The organism is Halomonas sp. 707B3 (assembly GCF_024158645.1).
Classification (GTDB): domain Bacteria; phylum Pseudomonadota; class Gammaproteobacteria; order Pseudomonadales; family Halomonadaceae; genus Vreelandella; species Vreelandella lionensis.
On record NZ_JAMZBE010000077.1, the window covers coordinates 1 to 17,745 of the forward strand.

Below are 17,745 nucleotides of genomic sequence, written 5' to 3' on the forward strand. Positions count from 1 at the left end.
CAATAAAGGTGAGGGAGAGGGCCACCGCCAGTAAGACCACGGCCCCCATTGACCATACCTTGGCGAGCATGATCTCGGTTGGTGAGATGGGCATGACCAATAGGTGCTCGATGGTACCGTGTTCACGTTCGCGTATTAGCGCTGCGCCGGTAAGAATAATCGAGAGCAGCGTGACGTTATCGACAATCGCCATCAGCGAGCCAAACCAGTAATGTTCCAGCCCAGGATTGAAGCGGGCTCGCAGCACCAGGTCAACCGCAGGTGAAGCGCTTTCACGGTAGCGCTGAACAAACGTGTTGACCTCACTCATCACGATCTGCTGCACATAGCTGTTACCCGAAAAGGCTTGGCTCATGCGCGTGGCATCAATATTAAGCTGTAGGGCGGGTGTATGCCCAGCAAGTACATCGCGCTGGAAATCGAAAGGAATGACTAGCACGAAGGTGTAGTCTCCAGCATCGAGCCCAGCATCCATCTCCGAAAATGAGATCATTTCTGGGTATAGGAATTGTGGTGGGTAAAACGCAGAGATGATCCGTGCAGAGAGAGGCGAGCCGTCTTCATCGACGATAGCAATAGGCGCTTTGTTCAACGTCTCGGGCAACGCCGTGGCTGAGGCGTAAACGGCGACACTGAACACATAAACAATAAGCACCAGCATTGCCGGGTCGCGCAATAAGCTCCAGAACTCCTTGATACCGAGGCGAAAAATAAGCGTAAGCCGGTGCATGCTAACGCTCCTGCTTCTTAAGTAAGGCGATTGCCAGACCTGTTATCACTGGCACCGACAGCAGCATCGGCAAGAGTGAACCGATAAGATCCCGTAGGGTGAGTGCTTTGCTGAATACGCCGCGGCTGATAGCGAACATATAGGTTGCCGGATAAATATTACCGATAAAGCGCCCGAGTCCGTCCAGTGACGAAACAGGGTCGGTCAGCCCCGAAAACTGGGTGGCGGGGATTAAGGTGCCAATCATGGCAAAGAACATGGCAGCGATTTGACTGCGGGTGATGGTGGATGCCAGCAGGCCCATGCCGGTAGAGATGATAGAGAATACCAGCGCCGAAAGGGCCAGCGCCCAAAAGCTGCCCGTCATCGGTACGCCGAAGAGGGTGACTGCCAGTCCGGTCATCAGCAAAAAGTTGACCATTGCCAAGCCGATGTAAAAAATTTGCTTGCCCACCAGGAATTCGGTACGGGTCACCGGCGTGACATAAAGGTTGATGATCGACCCCATTTCCTTCTCGCGCACCACTGAGAGCGCGGTCAGCATGGCTGGCAGCATTAACAACAGCATGGGAATAACGGCGGGCACCATGGCCGAAAGGCTCTGTATATCGGGGTTGTAACGGTAGCGGTTTTCGATGCTGGCCGCTGGCGGTCCGTTGGTGTTTTCGTTACGGCCTTGCAGCCACTGCTGGTGAATACCCAGTACATAGCCCTGTACGGTTTCAGCGCGCTGGGGCATAGCACCATCAATCCACGCCCCGATGGCTGCATCGTGGCTACGTATGACGTCTCTGCCAAACCCTTCGGGGATTTCGATTGCCAGGGCCAGCTCTCCACTGCGCATGCGTCGATCCAACTCGGCATAGTCATAAAGAGGGGCATGCTCAGTAAAATAATGGGGCGATGCCGACAGGTTCAGCGCGTAATGGTGGCTGATAGTAGTCTGGTCGCGGTCAAGGATCGCATAGCTAAGATTCTCCACATCCATGCTCACGCCGAAGCTGATTACGCACATCAGAATCAGCGAACCAGCTAAGGCCAGGGACGCGCGTACAGGATCACGGCGAAGCTCCAGCGTTTCGCGCCACATATAGCTGAGCATCCTCTGGAAGCTAAAATGCCGGTGGCGTGGTGCTGTAAAGCGCGCCTTATCATCGGAAGGGGAAGAGGTGACCAAGGCATCGCTAGTGTGTGGTGGCTTGTCACTTTCTTGGGCACCAAGCAGATAGCCGATAAAAGCCTCTTCCAGCGATGCGGCTCCTCGCTTCTTGATGAGCGCTGCTGGCGTATCGCTGTCAAGCACTTGTCCCGCGTGCATCATCGATATGCGGTCGCAGCGCTCAGCTTCGTTCATGAAATGGGTAGAGATAAAAATCGTCACCCGGTCTCGTCGCGACAGCTCAATCAAAAGATGCCAGAAATGGTCACGGGCTATCGGGTCGACGCCTGAGGTGGGTTCGTCGAGTATCAGTAGCTCGGGTCTGTGTACCATCGCCACTGCTAACGATAATCGCTGGCGCACCCCCAGAGGCAAGCTTTCGGGCAGCTCATTGAGAACATTATCGAGCATGAAGCGCTTGACCATCTCATCGACCCGAGTGGGGATCTCATGTTTACCAATCTGAAACAAGCGGGCATGCAGAACCAGATTCTGGTGCACGGTCAGCTCGTTATACAGCGAGAACGTTTGGGACATATAACCCACCCGGCGGCGGGTATCCATATCGCGGGGATCTACCTCCTGGCCCAGCAGCCAGGCCTGCCCTTCGCTTGCGGGCAGCAGGCCGGTGAGGATCTTCATGGTTGTTGACTTGCCGCAGCCATTGGAGCCGAGAAAGCCAAAGATTTCACCACGGCGAATGCGAAAACTGACGTGATCAACGGCGATAAAGTCGCCGAAACGCATGGTCAAGCCCTTAGCTTCGATGGCGATGTCTGTATCGGCAACGGCAGGTAAAGGAGGGATGTGAATGGGGTGGTAGCCGCGCTTTTTCTCTTCTGGCAGCAGCTTGATAAAGGCCGCATCGAGTGAATCGCACTCAGTGCGTGCTAACAGTGCGGGTGCATCACCGGTAGCCAGTATGCGACCCGCATCCATGGCTACCAGCCAATCGAATCGCTGGGCTTCATCCATATAAGCAGTGGCCACGATGATGCTCATTTGCGGACGCTCAGCGCGAAGGCGGGCGATTAGCTCCCAAAACTGAACACGGGCCAGCGGATCGACACCAGTGGTGGGCTCGTCAAGAAGCAACAGGTCGGGGTCATGGATCAATGCGCAGCACAACCCAAGCTTCTGCTTCATGCCACCGGAGAGCTTGCTTACATGGCGGTTTAGAAACGGCAGCAACCCCGTTCTGCGGGTAAGATCATCAATACGGCGGCGGCGTTCGCTGGCTCCGTGGCCAAACAGCCGGGCGAAGAATTGCAGATTCTCCTCCACCGACAGCGTAGGGTAAAGATTCTTGCCTAGCCCCTGGGGCATGTAGGCGATACGGGCTCCTATGCGCTTGCGATGCCGCTTATCGCGCATGTCGCCCCCTAACGAAGTGACCGAGCCCTCCTGCACAGCGCGTGCCCCAGCCAGTAGCGCCAGCAGGCTGGATTTACCGACACCGTCAGGGCCGATCAGCCCCACCATGCAGCCACCGGGTATCTCCAGGTCAATGCCATCCAGCACTCTCTTCTTGCGGTAGTGCAGGCGCACGCCCACCAGTTGCGCGACGCTTTTGGGAGATTCAGCCGCCGCGTTGGTGGAAGGGAGCGGGGTCATGGTAAGGCCTGGCCCGCCAGCGCGGCCGGCCACTCAGCGTCGGCATCCAGCTTGACCCAAGCGACGCCTGGTAGGCCGGTTTTAACCTGGTCTTGATGCTCACGTAGTAGCTCCGGGTCGATCTGTGCCTTAACCCGAAACATGAGTTTCTGGCGCTCGGAAGCTGTCTCCACGGTTCTGGGCGTAAATTGCGCAGTGCTGGAAACGAAGGAGATACGTGCGGGAATCGGGAAGTTGGGCATGGTATCGAGCACGATGCGAGCTTCACTACCCAGCGCTACTCGACCGACAATCTCCGTGGGTAAGAAGAAGGCCATGTGAACATCATTCAGGTCGACCAGATTGAGTACCCGGCCTCCTGCAGCAAGCACCTCGCCGGGCTGGGCGACGCGAAATTGCACACGACCATCCCGAGGTGACACCAGCTGGCTATCATTGATATCGGCGTCGATACGGGCGATGGTGGCCAAAGCCGCTGTCACACTAGAGCGAGTACCGATTAACTGCGCGCGTGCCGCTTCCACTGCGGCCCTGGCAGCCGCTACTTGGGCCCTGGCCGCGCTAACGGCGGCTTGAGAACCATTGACACGGGCACGGTCATCATCAAGCTCTTGGGTTGAGGCGGCACCATCACGGGCAAGCGCCTCAGTGCGTGCCAGGTGGCGCTGGGCTGAATCGAGTTCGCTCTCGCGCTGTACCACGGTCGCTTCAGCGGCCGCCTGATCGCTTTCGCGCATGACGACCTGAGCCTCGGCACTGAGCACGAGATGGGTGGCCTGTTGATGTTGGGCAATAGCCTCGTCCCGTTGTGCCTCTAGCGCTTTCGTATCCATTAGCGCCAGCGTTTGGCCAACGATGACCATGTCGCCTTCGTCGACCAATACGTTGTGAATGCGCCCGGCAAGCTTGGTCGCGATATCAATTTCGACGGCCTCAAGACGGCCATTTCCACTGGCAAAGCCTTCACCGAAACCCTCGTCATCCAGGTCGACCCAGTAGTAATAAAGCCCAGCGGCGACGGCAAGAATAGCCAGGGCAATCAACAGTTTTTTAATGGCGTGCATGACGTATGGGCGCCCTATAGAGAGTGAACAAGAGAACGGTGGGTACGAGCGCTTTCGATAGCCGCCTGATGCTCTCCGCCACCCAGCGCGGCATACAGCGCGATGCGGGCTGAAATCATTTTACGACGTATCTGTACCTGTTGCTGCTCGGCATCCAGCAGGTCACGCTGGGCGTCGAGCACCTCTAAATAGGGTACTGCCCCGTGGTCATAACGTAGCTGCGCGAGGCGTGCGCGCTCGCGTTGTGCAGCGAGCAAATCGCTAGCCGTTTGTGCCTCTTCCACTAGCCACCGCTCTGCTGCCAAGGCGTCCGCAACATCGCGGAATGCCTCCTGAACAGTCTGTTCATAATCCACCACCGCCTGCTCACGACGCACTTCGGCTAAATTGAGACTGGCGCGAAGTCGGCCAGCAGTGAAGATCGGTAACGAGGTCGTAGGGGCGAATTGCCAGGTACGGCTATCGTGACTGAATAGGTTGTCGAGATCTCTACTGGCAGTGCCTAGCGAGCTGGTGAGGGCAATGCGCGGAAAAAACGCTGCCCGTGCCGCGCTGATATTGGCATTAGCCGCACGCAGCGCATGTTCTGCCGCACGAATATCAGGGCGATTAACCAGTAACTCGGAAGGCAGGCCGGGAGGCAGGGCAAACAATTCATCGCTATCTGCCAACGGGGGTAGCTGCCACGCTGTTTCGGCGGGGGAGCCCAGCAGTAACGCCAGGGCATTGGCCTGTTGGGCGCGGGCATTCTCGAGCTGAGCACCGAGCGCCCTTGCTTGATGCAGCAACACCTCGACTTGACGCAGTTCAAGCTGCGCTGCGGCGCCCACCTCGACTCGACGGTTAAAAATCAGTAAGGACTGTTCGCGGCTTGCGATGGTCTGGTGGGCGAGCTGTAGGCGGTTATCAAGCTCCAGCAACAGGTAGTAACTATTGGCCACTTGAGCGATAAGGCTCAGTTCGACAGCGCGGCGCGCCTCGTCGGTGGCCAAGTACTCTTCTAATGCAGCCTCGTTCAGGCTACGTACCCGGCCCCAGAAATCCAGCTCCCAGTGGTTGAAACCAACGCCCACCTCATATCGGTTGCTAACTTGAGGAGCGCTGGGGGCATTCAGGTCGCTAGGCACACGAGAGCGCTCGCTACTGGCTTCGGCACCGATGGTTGGCAGCAACTCTGATTGCTGAATGCCATAGAGGGCGCGAGCCTGCTCAACCCTCAGCAGTGCGCTGCGCAAATGGCGGTTGGTGGTCAGTGCTTGTTCAATCAGGCGCTGTAGCTGCAAATCGGTAAAGTAGTCGCGCCAGGGGAGGTTGGGAGCTGCAGATATTTCAGAGAGTGCCGTTGAGCCAACTTGGTAGGTGGAGGGCAGTTCAACCGCTGGAGTGGAGTCGGGCGGTGGTAGCGAGATGCACCCGGCCAGAGGCAGCATCAGTACCGTGCTGAGCAAAAAGTCAGGTCGTACTCTCGGAATACAAAACACGGTTGAAACCATGAGTATCGCCGCCACGCTCAGGGAGAAGCACTACGGTTAAATTGAAAGCACTATTTTAGTATCTAATTATTGATAATTGATCGCATTGACATAGATCAATAAACAACCGATCAGGCGACTATTTTTATCTTGCACAACCTTGATGGAGCGCAAGATAGCGGAACGCCTGCTATGACGTAATGGTGATGTGTCATGACTCCCCTCACTGAGGAAGTGTTCCATGCCTACCATGATGAAAGCGGCCATTTTCGTTGAGCCCGGCCGCATCGAAATTGACGAAAAACCCATTCCCGAGATCGGCCCCAACGACGCGCTGATGCGTGTGACCACCACCACGATCTGCGGCACCGATATACATATCCTGAAAGGTGAGTACCCGGTGGAGCGCGGCTTAACCATCGGCCATGAACCCGTGGGTATTATTGAAAAACTGGGTGCCAACGTTAAGGGCTACCAAGAAGGCCAGCGGGTCATTGCTGGCGCCATCTGCCCCAGTTTTACCTCCTACGCCTGCCAGGATGATTGCTGCTCGCAGGATGGCGGCCACCACGGCCACGGGTATAAACCGATGGGCGGCTGGCGCTTTGGTAACACCATCGACGGCGCCCAAGCCGAGTACCTGCTGGTGCCGGATGCCCAGGCCAACCTCTCGCCAGTGCCGGATGGCCTAACCGACGAACAAGTGCTGATGTGCCCGGATATTATGTCCACCGGCTTTGCCGGTGCCGAAGCCGCTGGTATCAAAATTGGCGACACGGTGGCGGTATTCGCCCAAGGGCCGATTGGCCTATGCGCCACGGCGGGTGCGCGGTTGCGTGGGGCCGGGATGATCATTGCGGTAGACGGTGTTGATGAGCGTTTACAGATGGCCAAGCAGATGGGCGCGGATGTAACGCTGGATTTCCGCAAGGTGGATGTGGTCGAGGAAATTCTCAAAATCACCGGCGGGCGCGGCGTCGATTCCGCGATTGAAGCGCTTGGACTGCAACAGACTTTTGAGTCCGCTCTGCGGGTGCTAAAACCCGGTGGAACGCTCTCCAGCCTGGGTGTTTACTCCCAAGACCTAACGATTCCGCTGGGTGCTTTCTGTGCGGGCCTGGGTGACCACAAGATCGTTACCTCACTTTGCCCTGGCGGCAAAGAGCGTATGCGCAGGCTGATGAGCATCATTGCCGCCGGACGGTTGGATCTTGGCCCCATGGTGACCCACCGTTACGCGCTGGATAATATCGTCGAAGCCTACGACCTGTTCTCCCACCAGCGCGACGGCGTATTAAAAGTGGCCCTCAAGGTTTCCTGAGGGCCACAGGCAGCGTGCGATGCCGCTTTTTTATACCTCCTGGTAAAGCTCGCTGCCTTCCCGGCGGAACTTCTCCGCCTGCTCCTGCATGCCGCGCTTCACTGCTTCGGCGTCGCTTTCGCTGGCGTTTTCCGGGGCGCGGTCGCGGTAGGTATCGCGCACTTCCTGACTGATCTTCATCGAGCAGAACTTCGGCCCGCACATGGAGCAGAAGTGCGCCACCTTGGCGGAGTCCTTCGGTAGGGTTTCATCGTGGTATTCCCGCGCGGTGTCGGGGTCTAGGCCCAGGTTGAACTGGTCCTCCCAGCGGAACTCGAAGCGCGCCTTGGAGAGCGCATTATCACGGCGCTGCGCGGCCGGATGGCCCTTGGCTAAATCCGCTGCGTGGGCGGCAATCTTGTAGGTAATGATGCCGGTTTTTACGTCGTCCTTATTGGGCAGGCCCAGGTGCTCTTTCGGCGTCACGTAGCAGAGCATGGCGCAGCCAAACCAACCAATCATCGCCGCCCCAATGCCAGAGGTAATATGGTCGTAGCCGGGGGCGATATCCGTCACCAGCGGCCCAAGGGTATAGAAGGGCGCTTCGTCGCAGTACTCCAGCTGCTTGTCCATGTTCTCCTTCACCAGGTGCATGGGCACATGGCCGGGGCCTTCGATCATCACCTGTACATCGTGCTTCCAGGCAATGTGGGTCAGCTCGCCTAGGGTTTTCAGCTCCGCCATTTGCGCTTCATCATTGGCATCGGCAATCGAGCCGGGGCGCAGGCCGTCGCCCAGCGAGAACGCCACATCGTACTGCTTGCAGATCTCGCAGATCTCCTCGAAGTGGGTATACAGGAAGCTCTCTTGATGGTGATACAAACACCACTTTGCCATGATGGAGCCGCCACGGCTAACAATGCCGGTGACGCGGTTGGCGGTGAGCGGCACATAGCGCAGCAGCACCCCCGCGTGAATGGTGAAGTAATCCACCCCCTGTTCCGCCTGCTCGATCAGCGTATCGCGGAAGATCTCCCAGGTGAGGTTTTCGGCAATGCCGTTGACCTTCTCCAGCGCCTGATAGATGGGCACCGTACCAATCGGCACCGGCGAGTTGCGGATGATCCACTCGCGGGTTTCATGGATGTTCTGGCCGGTGGAGAGGTCCATGATGGTATCCGCGCCCCAGCGGATGCCCCAGGTCATCTTGTCCACTTCCTCTTCAATGGAAGAGGTGACCGCCGAGTTGCCCAGGTTGCCGTTGATCTTCACCAGGAAGTTGCGGCCAATGATCATCGGCTCGCTTTCCGGATGGTTGATGTTATTGGGAATAATCGCCCGCCCACGGGCCACCTCATCGCGCACGAACTCCGGGGTAATTTCCTTGGGCAGGCTAGCGCCAAAGCTCTGGCCCGCATGCTGATGGCCCAGAATGCGCTCCACCTCTGCCGTACCCAACGCCTGGCGGCGTTGGTTTTCCCGCAGGGCGATAAACTCCATTTCCGGCGTGATGATGCCCTGGCGGGCGTAGTGCAGCTGGGTCACGTTCTTGCCCGCTTGTGCCCGGCGCGGGGTGCGGGTTAAATCAAAGCGCAGCTGGGCCAGCGTCGGGTCGTTGGCGCGGCGCTGGCCGTATTGGCTGGTGGGGCCATCTAAAAACTCGGTGTCGTTGCGCTCTTCAATCCAGGCCCGGCGAAGCTCCGGCAGGCCTTGGCGCAAATCGATATTGGCGTTGGGATCGGTGTAGGGGCCGGAGGTGTCGTACACCAGCAGCGGCGGGTTCTGTTCATCCACGCCACTGGTTTTGGTGGGCGAGAGAGTGATTTCCCGAAACGGCACGCGAATATCTGGCCGCGAGCCTTCCACGTACACCTTGCGCGAGCCGGGCAGCGGCGCCACGGCGGCGGCATCCACCTGGGCGGTTTCGGCTAAAAAGTGGGCAGTTTTACTTTTAACAGTCTTGGTCATAACGGTTTCCTTGTTGTTGGTCATTATTCAGAAAGGTCTAAACCCATCTGCCAAAAATCGATTTCCAGGCGGGTGGCATCGCGGAAGATTTTGCTTAGCTCAGCAAAACGGGCGGGGGTGACATCGGCTAAGCGGGCATCCAGCCACGCAAGTTCCGCCTGCATGGCGGCTTGGAATTCCTCGCCTTCGTACATGGCAATCCAAGCATCGAAAGGGTTTTGCGCGTCGCGCAGGGTAGAAGGCTGCGCGTTCAGCCAGTTGGCGATTTCGCCGTAGCCCACCAAGCAGGGGGCCAGCGCCACGTGCAAATCCAGCAGATCGCCTCGGTTGCCGGTATCCAACACATAGCGGGTGTAGGCCAGCGTGGCGCGGGCTTCGGGGAGTTCGGCAAGCGCTTGCTCACTGATGCCCCACTCCTCGCAAAAGCCCACGTGCAAGCCCAGCTCCACATCCACAATGGCTTTCAGGCCTTCATGGGCTTGGCGCAGATCCGCCAGGGTGGGGCTTTTGTAGGCGGCCAGCGCGTAGGCGCGGGCGAAGTGGATCAAGAACAGGTAATCCTGCTTCAGGTAGTGGCGAAACGACGCCTCAGGCAGCGTGGCGTTGCCCAGCTGGCGCACGAAATCGTGCTCGATATAAGCGCACCAATCGTCTTGGCAAGCGGTGGTGAGATCGGTAAAGCGGTAGCCCATGATGCCTCCGGTGGTAATGATCCGGAGGGCAGGCGAGAAAGATCGAGGGAATGGCACGGAAGGGTGGCGTAAAGGTGCGCCGCGGCCATCGCTTGATCCCTACGCCGGTACCCGCGCCGCCATTCAAAAAGCAGTGCATTAGCCGGATCAGGTTCAGCGGGACCAGCGCTCGGTAGCCAAAAGCTCACCCTGCGCCATCTCAGCCGGATATCACCGGCACCCCGTCAAGCTGTTCGTGGATGGAGTGTAGGAGGCGGGTGGGGGAGATGCAAGGGGGCTTATTTTATTGGGCGCACAGAAGTGGGCTGCCGTGAAATCAATAAACAACAAGAAAAGACGATGGCATTGAGTGCTTGCCCCCTATGGTTGCCTTGACGCGTTCCATCAGTTTCATAGGTGGATGCCCCAATTATGCTGTTCATAAAGACAGTATTATTGAGGCAAGCAAAACGCGCAAGCCCGCGAATTTTGGATATAAAGCCAAAATTCGCTTTGCTTTCAATAGAGTCAATGGTGTAGAGTCAATTTGATGGCTGTGAACCAGCAGTCAATGTGACGTCGCGTTCATTGAGGTTTTATTGCAGGGTGTATAATCACTGTTAGGCTGCCGAGTTACGCTGTGTAACCGAAGAAGGAAAAATGAAATGAGCGGCATTGAGATATACATTCGGCATCGGAGTGAGGGAGCCTTACTCAATATCTACTTGGACAAAAAAACCAAGGTGGCACTTGTTGCTGCACTTGAGAACGGGAAATTTGATGACCCCAATGTGCCAATCAACCTAGAGTTATCAATTCTTCCTCAGTGGCTTAGTGAGGAGAATTCAACACACGTGAGAGTTCCGATCTCCGAAATAAATATCAGTACGGATGAATAGGGCAATGATAAAAAACATCGCTGACCTCAGTTCGGATGAGGAAAAATACAAAGATAAAGTCTGGTTTGAGATAGAAAGCCTCATCAACTGTTATATCGAACTTACACCGGAACAGCGTGTAGCGCTAAAAGACAAAGTTCTCAGTGAAGCGGAAGACCAAATAGCGCTCGCACGGAGAATTGGGATAACGCCGTTTGAACTCGAACAAGAACGCGTTAGGAAAGCAAACGAAAAGATACGTGAAATTCGTAAAATTGAATTAAATGGCTACACCCTTGGTATTGAAGAGTTTTGGGAAAAGTTCGAAAGCATATTGAGTTCAGTCTCCTTCTTTCCTTCTCCCGTTACGATAACATTGGCTGGAACTACAGCGCGTGAGGCAATATATCGCGCGTCATCTCCAGAGCCCCGAGAATCCTATGAGGCATGCAACCAACTCTTAGGGATATGCGACCCCAAAGCAGTGCAAGGCTTCTCAAAAGCAATTAGAGAAAATTACGAGATCTTACGAAAATCTAAGATTTTGAGGTATACAGAAGTTCGCGCCGTGAACAGTCGTCTCGTTTGCGACAAATGTGTAGAGCAAGGTGATAAACACCTTTCAACAGATGCTCTTTTAAATGCGTATGAACTCGGAGTTTTGCCGTTTCCACACGAGCTACCTTCCGAAGGTGAATTTCGCTGGTGCTCAGGGCCAAAGCTTTTGCTCGCTCCGAACGATGATTTTGGGTTGAGATAAAAGCATAAAAATTCATGCCAATCAACCAGCAGGCAGGCCTTGTAAAAATTTATGCCATCACGCAATCAATAGCTTTTGCGGTAGGACTTAATCAGAAGAGGTTTCAAAAATTGTGATTCGTTATCCTATATTCATACTTGTTCTTTGTCTTTACGCACCTGTTTTTGGACAAGAATTGACACTATTGCAATCATTCTCCGCGGCTGAAAAAGCTCTGGAGGAAAAGGATTACTCTACCGCTTTTAGATTGTTCAAACCTCTTGCTGAACAGGGAAATTCTGAGGCTCAAGCTAATCTTGCGTTGATGTATGAACACGGACGAGGGGTTAAGAAAGATCTTGTAGAAGCATTTAAATGGCATAGCTTAGCTGCCAATCAGGGATTAGCATGGGCTCAAACTAACCTTGGGATTGCCTATGCTAATGGTCGCGGCGTCGAACAAAACGATCAGGAAGCAGTTAAATGGTTCCGCAGTGCTGCTCTTAAAGGTAAAATAAGGGCTCAAGAACTCCTTGCGTCTATGTATGATCGTGGGCGCGGAGCGCCACAAAACCAAATGAGTGCCGCTCAATGGATTAATCCTTCCAATTTAATGTATATTGCTGAGCTGGCAAAAGACTATGGGGACATGGTTCATTTTGAAACACGTGATGCCGAAGAAATCGTTCGCAACTTCGATATCAAATGTAACAGCAGAATGGATGACCGCTACCTACCTTTGTTCAATATAATTCTTGCTAGGCTTCCTAGTCAAAACGGAAATGAAATAAAAACTAATACCTTCGTTTTGGAAAGGGATGGCGAAGTTAGGATTGTCGATTCACATGAATTATCCAATGGCAGATCTTTCGAAACCGTTGTTTTTCAAATAAACAAATGGGGCGAGCTTATCCCAATGGGTGGCATTACAAGCTCCGCCGTATTAAATGCTTGTTTCAGTTCCTTCGGCCCAATATGGCTTATTGAATAGCTTCAAGTATTGAATAATTTTTTAAAATGAATATTCCTAACGTCATCTTCTAGAGGATTTTTTCAAAACGCGGAGTTTCAAGTGAAACAGAAAAATAAAAAAATCCCTCGTGAGTTTTTCAGTTATGCCGAAACTCTAGCCACTATGAACGACGAGAAATTCGCCAATGAATTTGTGGAATCTGAGGACATGGTCGAACATTATATTTGGTCGGTAAGAAATAATGAGAAAGATTTGCCGAGCAAGGAGCAGCTCGCTCGTGCGGCTTTATGCTTAATGTTCTCGCTGCCAGAACATGTCAAGCCACATCAGTCGTGGAATGTTATTCATTTGCTGGCCGCTCCAGAAGTGGGTGTGTCTCTATACTCCATCGAGCCTCAGATTAGTGAAATTCTTTTCTTAGCCAAGAATAACTTGGGAAAGCTAATGAATAAAGGTAGGAGTCCGAAATCTAAGCATGCTTCTGATGACCTTTTCTAGGATTGATTCAAAGCCTAACAAGGCCAGGCACAGCGACGGCTTTTCCGTTGCGGCTTCGCCTTCACTACTAAACCGCGCGTGCTGGCGGCGTTATGCAGTGGCGTCCGTCTTAACGTACGTACCCAAAAGCGTACATTTCAAGGAAAGTTAAGCACGCAAGAGGTGCGCCATAACCGGAATCACAGCCACTGAGGCGCGCAGCAACCTAAATCGGTTGATCGACGAGACCGTCTGCCGAGTCCCACCAACCCATCGTCATTATGGATAAGCGCAACAAAGCCGTTCTGGTTTCCGAAGAAAGTTGGTCCGCCATTCAGGAAACACTTTACCTGCTCTCCGTGCCAGGTATGAGGGAGTCTATTCGTAAGGGGATGGAGACCCCCGTGGATGAATGCGATAAATAGCTGGACTGGTGACTTGGACGTTGGTTTACACCAAGCAAGCACATAAAGATGCACAGGTGATTTTACGGGGGGCCTATTCACGCCGCATCAATATTCAGCACCGTTTGGTCTACCAAGTGCTTGAGGACGAGCGAGTGGTGAAAGTTCTTAGACTCTGGAGCCACTACGAATAATGCATCACCAGCCGCTGTTGCAGCGCTGTTTTCCACCGCTTAGCGACTCCAAAATTGCCGCAAAGCTCAGGTTAAATCAGTAGTAATATCTGAGCTGAGCAATAAGCAAAGCGTCGTCCGTGACCTTGTAAACGATGCGGTGTTCTTCGTTGATTCGCCGAGACCAGTAACCCGCGAGGTTATGTTTAAGGGGTTCTGGCTTGCCGACTCCTTCAAATGGCGCTCGCTTGATTTCTTTGATTAGCTTGTTGATTCGGTTAAGAACCTTCTTATCGGTTTTCTGCCAGTACAAATAGTCCTCCCAGGCGTTCTCGGAAAAGATGAGCTTCATTCAAGAAGCTCCTTTTCCTGACCATCCCCTTGCTCCAACTCGGCAACGGATTCCAGTAAACGGCGGGCGTTCTTGGGTGTGCGCAGGAGGTATGCCGTCTCTTGTAGTGCTTCATAGTCTTCGAGAGAGATCATGACCACGGATTGCGCCTTATTGCGGGTGATGATCATAGGAGAGTGGTCTTCACAAACCTGCTCCATGGTTTTTGCTAGGTTGGTTCTAGCGGCGGTGTAGCTGATGGCATCCATAAAGAGTATTCCTGTACGCGATGTTGTTAATGTACAGAATAGCGTACAGGGTGGGGTTTGCCAATTGGCTTCGCAGCGTTCGGTTTTCTCCACTTAAAAACAGCGGTTGAGCCGCTGATGCCCACGAATCGTATCCCACGCTAAGCCGTTGATAGGCGCTTGCTCACACCATCATTAAACCCTGCTTACGTATTGGTGGCGCGTAGGCGGCATCCATCTGTGCCAAATCCTCGTCATCAAGCCTGACCTTATCAGCATCAGCGTTCTGTTTGAGATGGTCCAGATTTACGGCTTTCGGAATCGCAATCACACCGGGGTGGCGCAGTGCCCAGGCAAGCGCGACTTGCGCGGGGGTGGCGCTGTGTTTGTCGGCGATGTGTTGCAGGGTGGCGTCACGAAGTAGCGCGCCGCCTTGCCCGATGGGGCAGTAGGCCATAAGCGGCATATGGTGCTGTGCTTGCCAGGGCAACAGGTCGTATTCAATGCCCCGTGCTTCGGGGTTGTAGAGCACCTGATTGGTGGCGCAAGCGGGCGCGTTTAGCTCTTCTAGGTCGTCAACGTCGAAGTTCGACACGCCCCAGCGCAGAATCTTGCCCTGCTCGCGCAGCCGCTCAAACGCTTCCACGGTTTCGCTCAGCGGGTACTGGCCGCGCCAGTGCAGCAGGTAGAGGTCAATCGTATCGGTGCCCAATCGGCGCAGGCTGCGCTCGCAGGCGGCTTGAACACCCTGGGTGCTGGCGTTGTGCGGGTAAACCTTGCTGACGAGATACACCTCATCGCGCCGCCCGCGAATGGCTTCGCCCACGATTTCTTCAGCTCCGCCTTCGGCATACATCTCGGCGGTATCGATCAGCGTCATGCCCAGGTCTATACCTTCACGCAGCGCCCTGATTTCAGCCTGCCGCTGCCCGGCATCCTCGCCCATATGCCAGGTGCCCTGGCCGATACGGGGTACGCTTACGCCGCCTAGCTCTATTGTCTGCATATCTCGCTCTCCTAGTGTCATTCGCTGCTGTGATGTGGTTCTGACTGCCCAAGGCCATCGCCGTTCATGCTCCCATCGTAGACGATCCGTGCCTCGACATTTTTCTATTTTGTCTCTTCAGGGATACGCTGCTATAGTCTATTGAAATAACAGGCGTTAGAGATACCATGCCGGAAATTGATGCGTTGCTAGGCCTTTCTTTTTGCTTGTATTTTTTTGATAACAAGCAACATAAGCTACCCCACCTTCATGTGAAGTATGGTAGCTACGAGCTAATCATTGCGATTGAAACGGGAGAATGTCTAGAGGGCTATCTGCCTAACAAGCAGCGTAAGAGAGCGGAGAGCCATATTTTCGAGCACCGTGAACAGTTGATGATGATGTGGCACAAAGCAGTGAATGGCGAAAACCCAGGTAAGTTAGGTGACGTATGCTAAAAATCGTGGATGTTGATGTCATTTCAGATCATGCCCTGGCGCTAACGTTCAGCGATGGTTACCAGGGCCACGCGGATTTGGCAGCTTACTTCAGTAAGCCTCCTTTTTCTGAGGTCAAAGACTTCAAGCGTTTTTCCTTAACTCCGGAAGGCTCCCTCAATTGGAGCGGCAATGAGCTTTCTGCGGCAACACTGCGTACCATTACCAAAGGTGAGCAAAAGCCTGCAGACGTTTTTTTTAACGTTCAAGAAATGGAAGCCGTGATTAAGCAGGCTTCCTGGGAGTCAATGAAAGAGGGTCGCCCTGATATTTTGCAAGCCGCTATTCGCTCTTATGTGGAGCAATTTGGTCATAGCCAAGTGATCGCGAAAGCAGGTATCAAAAGTCGCACCAGCGCTTACCGTTCATTAAAACCTGAAACCAAGCCTAATTTCGGTACGCTTGTGCAGTTAGGGCACGCCGTCATTGAGCTAGCGAAAGACCGTGCTGCAAGTATCAACGAACCTTCCATTTAAGCTGGGTTCTGCGCTTACTCACTGAAGGTACTCGCACCTAGCTATTGAACCAGAGGAACCCAAATGGCCGAGTATACCGCTTCCATTCAGTGGGCCCGTGGGGCTGATGAAGCCTTTCTAGATCAGCGCTATAGCCGTGGGCACGAGTGGGTGTTTGATGGCGGCGTTCGCGTGCCTGCGTCGTCATCGCCTCATGTGGTCCCGTTGCCTTATTCGGTCGAGGCCAACGTCGACCCGGAAGAGGCGTTTGTGGCTTCGCTCTCCAGTTGCCATATGCTGTTTTTCCTCGCCATTGCCGCCCAGCAGGGCTTGGTAGTGGAAAGCTACGTGGATAACGCGGTGGGGGTGATGGAGAAGGGCAGCGATGGGAAGATCGCCATGACCCAAGTCACGCTGCGGCCAAAGGCGGTGTTTGCAGGGGAGCCGCCCTCTATTGAGGCGCTTGAGCAGATTCATCATGCTGCCCATGAAAAGTGCTTTATCGCTAACTCTGTTAAGACCGATGTGGTGACCGAGATTCAGTTTTAATTTCGCACCTTATCTTACTGAGCTTGCCTGCTAAACTCAGCACGGACGCTTTCCCCTAACTGCTTAGGAATATCTACAATGATCTACCGCCACCCACGCTGGATGCGTGCTGCGCTGTCGGCTTGCCTGTTGTTTGCCTCGTCTTCTGTCATGGCGCAGGAGGATCGCATTACCGCCGAGCTTGAGCGCATCGAGCAAACCTTGGATGCGCGTATTGGCTTTGCCGCCCACAATTTAGCCACGGGCCAGCGCTGGGAAGTGAATGCGGATGAGCGCTTTGCCATGTCTAGCACCTTTAAAACCCTGGCCTGTGGCGCGCTGCTGGAGCAGGTGGATGAGGGGCAACTGGCGCTGGAAACCGAGGTCAGTTTTGAAGAGTCCGATTTGGTCACCTACTCGCCGGTCACCGAGCAGTACGCGGGCCATCGGCCGATGACGCTGTTCGAGCTGTGCGATGCCACCATGACCACCAGCGATAACACCGCCGCCAACCTAGTGCTGCAAGCGCTAGGCGGACCGGAAGCGGTGACGGCGTTTGCGCGCAGCATGGATGACCCCGTTACCCGCCTAGACCGCTTCGAAACCGAGTTAAACGAAGCCACGCCAGGGGATGAGCGGGATACCACCACACCCAACGCCATGCTGGCTACGTTAGAAAAGCTGGTGCTTGGGGATGTGTTATCAGATGAGTCTCGTCAGCAGTTAGAGGCATGGATGAAGGGGAACGCGGTGGCCGATGGCCTGTTTCGTGCTGCGATGCCGTTTGATTGGGTAATGGCAGACAGAACCGGTGCGGGTGGTTACGGCTCGCGCTCGATTACCGCGATTATTTGGCCACCGGAGCAGCCACCCACCGTCGTGGTGTTTTATATCACCGAAACCGAGGCATCGTTTAAGGAGCGTAATGCGGCCATTGCGTCTTTAGGCGAAGTGGTTCAAGACGTCTTAGCGGATAACTAATACCTGAATCCGTGAGACCGGCCCCCGGAAGCACTTCTAACCCACTGACCTGCATGGCAATATAGCCATTATCGCCATTCACCCAGACAGTGCCATGC

18 protein-coding genes, 2 pseudogenes and 1 riboswitch are annotated in these 17,745 nt (G+C 54.5%); of the genes and pseudogenes, 11 read left to right on the top strand and 9 right to left on the bottom strand.

Translation table 11 applies throughout. The annotated features are described in order from the left end of the window. The 4 genes from BIS10_RS11270 to BIS10_RS11285 all read right to left on the bottom strand — a co-directional run. Positions 1 to 730 (bottom strand): ABC transporter permease (locus BIS10_RS11270; protein WP_253505371.1); only part of this gene is annotated, 730 nt, incomplete at its 3' end. Between the two features lies 1 nt (position 731). Beyond that, complete coding sequence (gene rbbA / locus BIS10_RS11275; RefSeq protein WP_253505373.1) at positions 732 to 3,503, bottom strand: ribosome-associated ATPase/putative transporter RbbA; 2,772 nt, start codon at positions 3,501 to 3,503, stop codon at positions 732 to 734. Beyond that, positions 3,500 to 4,567 carry an HlyD family secretion protein gene (locus tag BIS10_RS11280; protein WP_083025182.1) on the bottom strand — a complete coding sequence of 356 codons (1,068 nt, stop codon included), beginning with the start codon at positions 4,565 to 4,567 and terminating at the stop codon, positions 3,500 to 3,502. The genes rbbA and BIS10_RS11280 overlap by 4 nt, the downstream gene beginning before the upstream one ends. A 14-nt stretch (positions 4,568 to 4,581) precedes the next feature. Beyond that, positions 4,582 to 6,060 carry an efflux transporter outer membrane subunit gene (locus tag BIS10_RS11285; RefSeq protein WP_253505375.1) on the bottom strand — a complete coding sequence of 493 codons (1,479 nt, stop codon included), beginning with the start codon at positions 6,058 to 6,060 and terminating at the stop codon, positions 4,582 to 4,584. Positions 6,061 to 6,280: 220 nt separating this feature from the next. On the opposite strand from BIS10_RS11285, the gene BIS10_RS11290 reads away from it, so the two are divergent. After that, positions 6,281 to 7,360: an NAD(P)-dependent alcohol dehydrogenase gene (locus BIS10_RS11290; protein WP_083025184.1), complete on the top strand. Its 1,080-nt coding sequence runs from the start codon at positions 6,281 to 6,283 to the stop codon at positions 7,358 to 7,360. Between the two features lie 30 nt (positions 7,361 to 7,390). Here BIS10_RS11290 and thiC read toward each other — a convergent pair whose 3' ends face one another. Both thiC and tenA read right to left on the bottom strand, forming a co-directional pair. After that, the gene (thiC, locus tag BIS10_RS11295; RefSeq protein WP_253505377.1) at positions 7,391 to 9,307 is read right to left on the bottom strand and encodes a phosphomethylpyrimidine synthase ThiC; all 1,917 of its coding nucleotides are present in this window, start codon (positions 9,305 to 9,307) and stop codon (positions 7,391 to 7,393) included. Between the two features lie 23 nt (positions 9,308 to 9,330). Continuing rightward, positions 9,331 to 9,999 (bottom strand): thiaminase II, encoded by a 669-nt coding sequence (gene tenA, locus BIS10_RS11300; RefSeq protein WP_083025185.1) that lies wholly within the window; start codon positions 9,997 to 9,999, stop codon positions 9,331 to 9,333. Between the two features lie 79 nt (positions 10,000 to 10,078). After that, a riboswitch (TPP riboswitch) is annotated at positions 10,079 to 10,233 on the bottom strand. 410 nt (positions 10,234 to 10,643) lie between these two features. Between tenA and BIS10_RS11305 the strand changes: the two genes are divergently transcribed. The 6 genes and pseudogenes from BIS10_RS11305 to BIS10_RS11330 all read left to right on the top strand — a co-directional run. Then, a complete protein-coding gene (locus BIS10_RS11305) occupies positions 10,644 to 10,877 on the top strand; it encodes a hypothetical protein (protein ID WP_083025186.1) in 234 nt (77 codons plus the stop codon). Between the two features lie 4 nt (positions 10,878 to 10,881). Continuing rightward, entirely contained in the window at positions 10,882 to 11,616 is a 735-nt protein-coding gene (locus BIS10_RS11310; protein WP_083025188.1) for a hypothetical protein, read from the top strand. Positions 11,617 to 11,728: 112 nt separating this feature from the next. Further along, entirely contained in the window at positions 11,729 to 12,586 is an 858-nt protein-coding gene (locus BIS10_RS11315) for a tetratricopeptide repeat protein (protein WP_139794471.1), read from the top strand. Positions 12,587 to 12,667: 81 nt separating this feature from the next. Further along, positions 12,668 to 13,066: a hypothetical protein gene (locus tag BIS10_RS11320; protein ID WP_083025192.1), complete on the top strand. Its 399-nt coding sequence runs from the start codon at positions 12,668 to 12,670 to the stop codon at positions 13,064 to 13,066. Positions 13,067 to 13,235: 169 nt separating this feature from the next. After that, positions 13,236 to 13,470: pseudogene (locus BIS10_RS11325) on the top strand (type II toxin-antitoxin system Phd/YefM family antitoxin). A 62-nt stretch (positions 13,471 to 13,532) separates the two neighbouring features. After that, positions 13,533 to 13,643: pseudogene (locus BIS10_RS11330) on the top strand (type II toxin-antitoxin system YoeB family toxin); the annotation flags it as partial. 76 nt (positions 13,644 to 13,719) lie between these two features. Here the strand turns inward: BIS10_RS11330 and BIS10_RS11335 are convergent. The 3 genes from BIS10_RS11335 to BIS10_RS11345 all read right to left on the bottom strand — a co-directional run bounded on the left by BIS10_RS11335 (position 13,720) and on the right by BIS10_RS11345 (position 15,207). Beyond that, on the bottom strand, positions 13,720 to 13,974 hold the full coding sequence (locus tag BIS10_RS11335) for a Txe/YoeB family addiction module toxin (protein ID WP_083023111.1): 255 nt from the start codon (positions 13,972 to 13,974) through the stop codon (positions 13,720 to 13,722). Further along, entirely contained in the window at positions 13,971 to 14,222 is a 252-nt protein-coding gene (locus BIS10_RS11340; protein ID WP_253505379.1) for a type II toxin-antitoxin system Phd/YefM family antitoxin, read from the bottom strand. The genes BIS10_RS11335 and BIS10_RS11340 overlap by 4 nt, the downstream gene beginning before the upstream one ends. A 163-nt stretch (positions 14,223 to 14,385) precedes the next feature. After that, on the bottom strand, positions 14,386 to 15,207 hold the full coding sequence (locus tag BIS10_RS11345; protein ID WP_083023110.1) for an aldo/keto reductase: 822 nt from the start codon (positions 15,205 to 15,207) through the stop codon (positions 14,386 to 14,388). Positions 15,208 to 15,374: 167 nt separating this feature from the next. On the opposite strand from BIS10_RS11345, the gene BIS10_RS11350 reads away from it, so the two are divergent. From BIS10_RS11350 to bla, 4 genes are all read left to right on the top strand, one after another. Beyond that, positions 15,375 to 15,644, top strand: coding sequence for a DUF4160 domain-containing protein (locus tag BIS10_RS11350; RefSeq protein ID WP_083023108.1), 270 nt, complete (start codon positions 15,375 to 15,377; stop codon positions 15,642 to 15,644). Beyond that, a complete protein-coding gene (locus BIS10_RS11355) occupies positions 15,638 to 16,159 on the top strand; it encodes a DUF2442 domain-containing protein (RefSeq protein WP_253505381.1) in 522 nt (173 codons plus the stop codon). The genes BIS10_RS11350 and BIS10_RS11355 overlap by 7 nt, the downstream gene beginning before the upstream one ends. Positions 16,160 to 16,222: 63 nt before the next feature. Beyond that, positions 16,223 to 16,687, top strand: a complete 465-nt coding sequence (locus tag BIS10_RS11360; protein ID WP_083023105.1) for an OsmC family protein — start codon at positions 16,223 to 16,225, stop codon at positions 16,685 to 16,687. 78 nt (positions 16,688 to 16,765) lie between these two features. Next, the gene (gene bla / locus BIS10_RS11365; RefSeq protein WP_083023103.1) at positions 16,766 to 17,647 is read left to right on the top strand and encodes a class A beta-lactamase; all 882 of its coding nucleotides are present in this window, start codon (positions 16,766 to 16,768) and stop codon (positions 17,645 to 17,647) included. Positions 17,648 to 17,745: the final 98 nt, after the last annotated feature.

Coding starts and splice junctions, on each gene's coding strand:
- BIS10_RS11340 (WP_253505379.1), bottom strand. CDS start 14,222: ATGGATGCCATCAGCTACACCGCCGCTAGAACCAACCTAGCAAAAACC.
- BIS10_RS11355 (WP_253505381.1), top strand. CDS start 15,638: ATGCTAAAAATCGTGGATGTTGATGTCATTTCAGATCATGCCCTGGCG.
- bla (WP_083023103.1), top strand. CDS start 16,766: ATGATCTACCGCCACCCACGCTGGATGCGTGCTGCGCTGTCGGCTTGC.
- tenA (WP_083025185.1), bottom strand. CDS start 9,999: ATGGGCTACCGCTTTACCGATCTCACCACCGCTTGCCAAGACGATTGG.
- BIS10_RS11310 (WP_083025188.1), top strand. CDS start 10,882: ATGATAAAAAACATCGCTGACCTCAGTTCGGATGAGGAAAAATACAAA.
- rbbA (WP_253505373.1), bottom strand. CDS start 3,503: ATGACCCCGCTCCCTTCCACCAACGCGGCGGCTGAATCTCCCAAAAGC.
- BIS10_RS11305 (WP_083025186.1), top strand. CDS start 10,644: ATGAGCGGCATTGAGATATACATTCGGCATCGGAGTGAGGGAGCCTTA.
- thiC (WP_253505377.1), bottom strand. CDS start 9,307: ATGACCAAGACTGTTAAAAGTAAAACTGCCCACTTTTTAGCCGAAACC.
- BIS10_RS11345 (WP_083023110.1), bottom strand. CDS start 15,207: ATGCAGACAATAGAGCTAGGCGGCGTAAGCGTACCCCGTATCGGCCAG.
- BIS10_RS11335 (WP_083023111.1), bottom strand. CDS start 13,974: ATGAAGCTCATCTTTTCCGAGAACGCCTGGGAGGACTATTTGTACTGG.
- BIS10_RS11285 (WP_253505375.1), bottom strand. CDS start 6,060: ATGGTTTCAACCGTGTTTTGTATTCCGAGAGTACGACCTGACTTTTTG.
- BIS10_RS11280 (WP_083025182.1), bottom strand. CDS start 4,567: ATGCACGCCATTAAAAAACTGTTGATTGCCCTGGCTATTCTTGCCGTC.
- BIS10_RS11360 (WP_083023105.1), top strand. CDS start 16,223: ATGGCCGAGTATACCGCTTCCATTCAGTGGGCCCGTGGGGCTGATGAA.
- BIS10_RS11350 (WP_083023108.1), top strand. CDS start 15,375: ATGCCGGAAATTGATGCGTTGCTAGGCCTTTCTTTTTGCTTGTATTTT.
- BIS10_RS11290 (WP_083025184.1), top strand. CDS start 6,281: ATGCCTACCATGATGAAAGCGGCCATTTTCGTTGAGCCCGGCCGCATC.